Origin of the sequence: Pseudomonas sp. 2VD (assembly GCF_005503585.1) — a bacterium.
GTDB lineage: Bacteria > Pseudomonadota > Gammaproteobacteria > Pseudomonadales > Pseudomonadaceae > Pseudomonas > Pseudomonas aeruginosa.
The window spans coordinates 1-3,945 of the sequence record NZ_SCND01000471.1; the positions used below are offsets into that span (position 1 = coordinate 1).

2 protein-coding genes are annotated in these 3,945 nt (G+C 67.8%); both read right to left on the reverse strand.

The annotated features are described in order from the left end of the window. Positions 1-2,463 (reverse strand): NADH-quinone oxidoreductase subunit NuoG (nuoG, locus tag FFS27_RS29905; RefSeq protein WP_137952418.1); only part of this gene is annotated, 2,463 nt, incomplete at its 3' end. A 131-nt stretch (positions 2,464-2,594) separates the two neighbouring features. Continuing rightward, positions 2,595-3,941 carry an NADH-quinone oxidoreductase subunit NuoF gene (nuoF, locus tag FFS27_RS29910; RefSeq protein WP_003097674.1) on the reverse strand — a complete coding sequence of 449 codons (1,347 nt, stop codon included), beginning with the start codon at positions 3,939-3,941 and terminating at the stop codon, positions 2,595-2,597. Between the last annotated feature and the right edge of the window lie 4 nt (positions 3,942-3,945).

The window sequence follows — 3,945 nt, forward strand, 5'->3', positions numbered from 1 at the left end:
GTTTTCCTCGCTGCCGAACAGGTGGTACAGCGGTACTACCTTCCAGCTGTCGGCCTTGGCGCTGAACGGCACCGGCACGGCCTGGAACCAGTCGAGGCCTTCGCCCTTCGGTTCGATCAGGCGCACGCCGGGGTCGCCGGCGCGCAGGTGGCCGCCGACCTCGTCCTGGAACTTGTTCCAGGCCTGCGGCGAGTTCCAGCCCGGCGACCAGGCGAACGGGATCTGCTGACGGTCTTCCTGGCTGCCGGAGTAGCCTTCCATGGAGAAGGCGAACGCCGAGTCGATGTCCTGCGGGGTGCGCGGTTCGTGCACGCTGATGTTGGCGCGCATGGCGGTGCGCCCGCTGTAGCGGTGCGGTTCGCGGGCCAGCTTGAGGCCCTTGATGCGGAACGAGGCGGCCGGTGCGGCGTCGCGGATACCGGCCAGGATCGGCTTGGCCTCGGCCACGGCTTCGGTGACGTGGTCCAGCTGGGTCCAGTCGACGCGCTTGCCTTGCAGGGTGCTGTGGATCGCATGCAGCCAGCGCCAGCCCTCGCGGACCATGTTCCTGGCGTCGTAGTAGGTCGGGTCGAACACCTGGAAGAAGCGCTGGGCGCGGCCTTCCTGGCTTACCAGGGTGCCGTCGCCTTCGGCGAAGCTGGCCGCCGGCAGCACCAGGTGCGCCTTGGCGGTGGTGGCGGTCTGCTGGTGATCGGCGACGATCACCACCCTGGCCGCCGCCAGGGCTGCGTCGACACGGGCGGCGTCGGTGCGGCGGTAGAGATCGTTCTCCAGCACCACCACGGCGTCGGCCTGTCCGGAGGTCAGTCGCTCGAGCGCGGCTTCCACGGAGTCGCCGCCGAAGAGCGCCAGGCCGAGGCTGTTGGCTTCGCCGACCACCAGGCTGATGGAACCGTTCTTCTCGCGCTGCTTGAGGGCCTTGGCGATGTTCGCCGCGGCTTCGATCAATGCCTTGTTGCCCAGCGAGTTGCCGGACACTACCAGCGGACGCTTGGCCGCCAGCAGGGCATCGGCGATGCGCTGGGCGAAGGCCTGGGCCTGCGGGTCGAGGTCGGCCACGGACGGGGCGCTTGGGTCGATCGCGTGGGCCACGGCGAAGCCGAGGCGAGCGAGATCGTCCGGCGCGGCGTGAACGGTTTCCTCGGCCACGTCGTCGAGGCGGGTCGCGCTGACGCTGGCGATGAACAGCGGGTTCTGCGCATGCTGGGCGATGTTCTTCACCGCGGCGTCGAGCCACGGCTGGACCTTCATGTCGGCGGCCATCTCGACGGCCTTGCCCTTCACCGACTGGCGCAGGGCCAGGGCGATGCGGGCGGCGGTCTGGGTCAGGTCCTCGCCGAGGACGAAGACCGCGTCGTGGTCCTCGATGTCGCGGATACTCGGCACCGGCAGCGGGCCTTCCTGCATGACCTGCAGGATCAGGCGCAGGCGGTCGAGCTCGCCTTCGTTGATGCCGCTGTAGAAGTTGCCTTCGCCAACCAGCTCGCGCAGGGCGAAGTTGCTTTCCAGGCTGGCGCGCGGCGAACCGATGCCGACCACCTTGCGCTCCTTCAGCAGGGCGGCGGCCTGGTCGAGGGCGCCGTCCAGGCTCAGCTTCTGCTTGCTCAGCACCAGCAGCGGCTGGCGCGGACGGTCTTCGCGGTTGACGTAGCCGTAGCCGAAGCGACCGCGGTCGCAGAGGAAGTAGTGGTTGACCGAGCCGTTGTAGCGGTTCTCGATGCGGCGGATCTCGCCGTAGCGCTCGCCGGGGCTGATGTTGCAGCCGCTGGAGCAGCCGTGGCAGATGCTCGGGGCGAACTGCATGTCCCACTTGCGGTTGTAGCGCTCGGAGTGGGTCTTGTCGGTGAACACGCCGGTGGGGCAGACCTCGGTGAGGTTGCCGGAGAACTCGCTTTCCAGCACGCCGTCCTCGACCCGTCCGAAGTAGACGTTGTCGTGGGCGCCGTAGACGCCGAGGTCGGTGCCGCCGGCGTAGTCCTTGTAGTAGCGCACGCAGCGGTAGCAGGCGATGCAGCGGTTCATCTCGTGGGCGATGAACGGGCCGAGTTCCTGGTTCTGGTGGGTGCGCTTGGTGAAGCGGTACCGGCGCTCGTTGTGGCCGGTCATCACCGTCATGTCCTGCAGGTGGCAGTGACCGCCTTCCTCGCACACCGGGCAGTCGTGCGGGTGGTTGGTCATCAGCCATTCGACGACGCTGGCGCGGAACTGCTTGGCCTCTTCGTCTTCGATGGAGATCCAGGTGTTGTCGGTGGCGGGGGTCATGCAGGACATGACGAGGCGACCACGCTTGTCGTTCTCGTCGGTGTACTGCTTCACCGCGCACTGGCGGCAGGCGCCGACGCTACCGAGCGCCGGGTGCCAGCAGAAGTAGGGAATGTCGAGACCGAGGGACAGACAGGCCTGCAGGAGGTTGTCTGCACCATCGACTTCGAGCGTCTTGCCGTCTACGTGGATAGTGGCCATGGTTCAAGTCTTCGTTGGCCCGTTGTCAGCGGGCGTGGCTAATAGAAACTCACGGTTCCGTCGGGCCTGCGGCCGGGCCGCGGCACGACGACGAAACATCGCCGGACGGCTGGCCGTCCGGCTGCAAAGCATCAGGCGCCGACCGTTGCCGGGCGCGGCGCGGCCGAAGGCTGGCGGGAGATGCCCGCCTCGAATTCGGCACGGAAATACTTGAGGGCGCTGCCCAGCGGCTCGACGGCTCCCGGCGCATGGGCGCAGAAGGTCTTGCCTGGGCCGAGGAAGTTGACCAGTTGCTCGAGGGTCTCGAGGTCGCCGGGCTGGCCTTCGCCACGCTCTAGGGCGCGCAGCAGCTTCACGCTCCACGGCAGGCCGTCGCGGCAGGGGGTGCACCAGCCGCAGGACTCGCGGGCGAAGAACTCTTCCATGTTGCGCAGCAGGGAAACCATGTTGATGCTGTCGTCCACCGCCATGGCCAGGCCGGTGCCCATCCGGGTGCCGACCTTGGCGATGCCGCCGGCGAACATCTGCGCATCCAGGTGCTCCGGGAGCAGGAAGCCGGTACCGGCGCCGCCGGGCTGCCAGGCCTTGAGCTGGAAGCCATCGCGCATGCCGCCGGCGTAGTCCTCGAACAGCTCGCGGGCGCTGACGCCGAACGGCAGTTCCCACAGGCCGGGGTTCTTCACCTTGCCGGAGAAGCCCATCAGCTTGGTGCCCATGTCTTCGCTGCCGGGGCGGGCCAGGGTCTTGTACCAGTCCACGCCGTTGCCGACGATGGCCGGCACGTTGCACAGCGTCTCCACGTTGTTCACGCAGGTCGGCTTGCCCCAGACGCCGACGGCGGCGGGGAAGGGCGGCTTGGAACGCGGGTTGGCGCGGCGGCCTTCCAGCGAGTTGATCAGCGCGGTCTCTTCGCCGCAGATGTAGCGGCCGGCACCGGTGTGGACGAACAGCTCGAAATCGAAGCCGCTGCCGAGGATGTTCTTGCCGAGCAGGCCGGCGGCCTTGGCTTCGTCGATGGCGCGGTTGAGGTTGCGCGCCGCATCGACGTATTCGCCGCGCAGGAAGATGTAGCCGCGGTAGGCCTTCAACGCACGCGCGGAAATCAGCATGCCTTCCACCAGCAGGTGCGGCAGCTGCTCCATGAGCATGCGGTCCTTCCAGGTGTTCGGCTCCATCTCGTCCGCGTTGCACAGCAGGTAGCGGATGTTCAGCGACTCGTCCTTCGGCATCAGGCCCCACTTCACGCCGGTGGGGAAGCCCGCGCCGCCGCGGCCCTTGAGGCCGGAGTCCTTGACGGTCTGGACGATGTCGTCCTGGGCCATCTGGGTCAGCGCCTTGCGCGCCGCGGCATAGCCGTCCTTGCTCTGATATTCCTCGAGCCAGACGGGCTGGGCGTCTTCGCGCAGGCGCCAGGTCAGCGGATGGGTTTCCGCCGAACGCGCCATGCGGTTGGCCGGACCAATGGAGGTAAGGGTCATACGT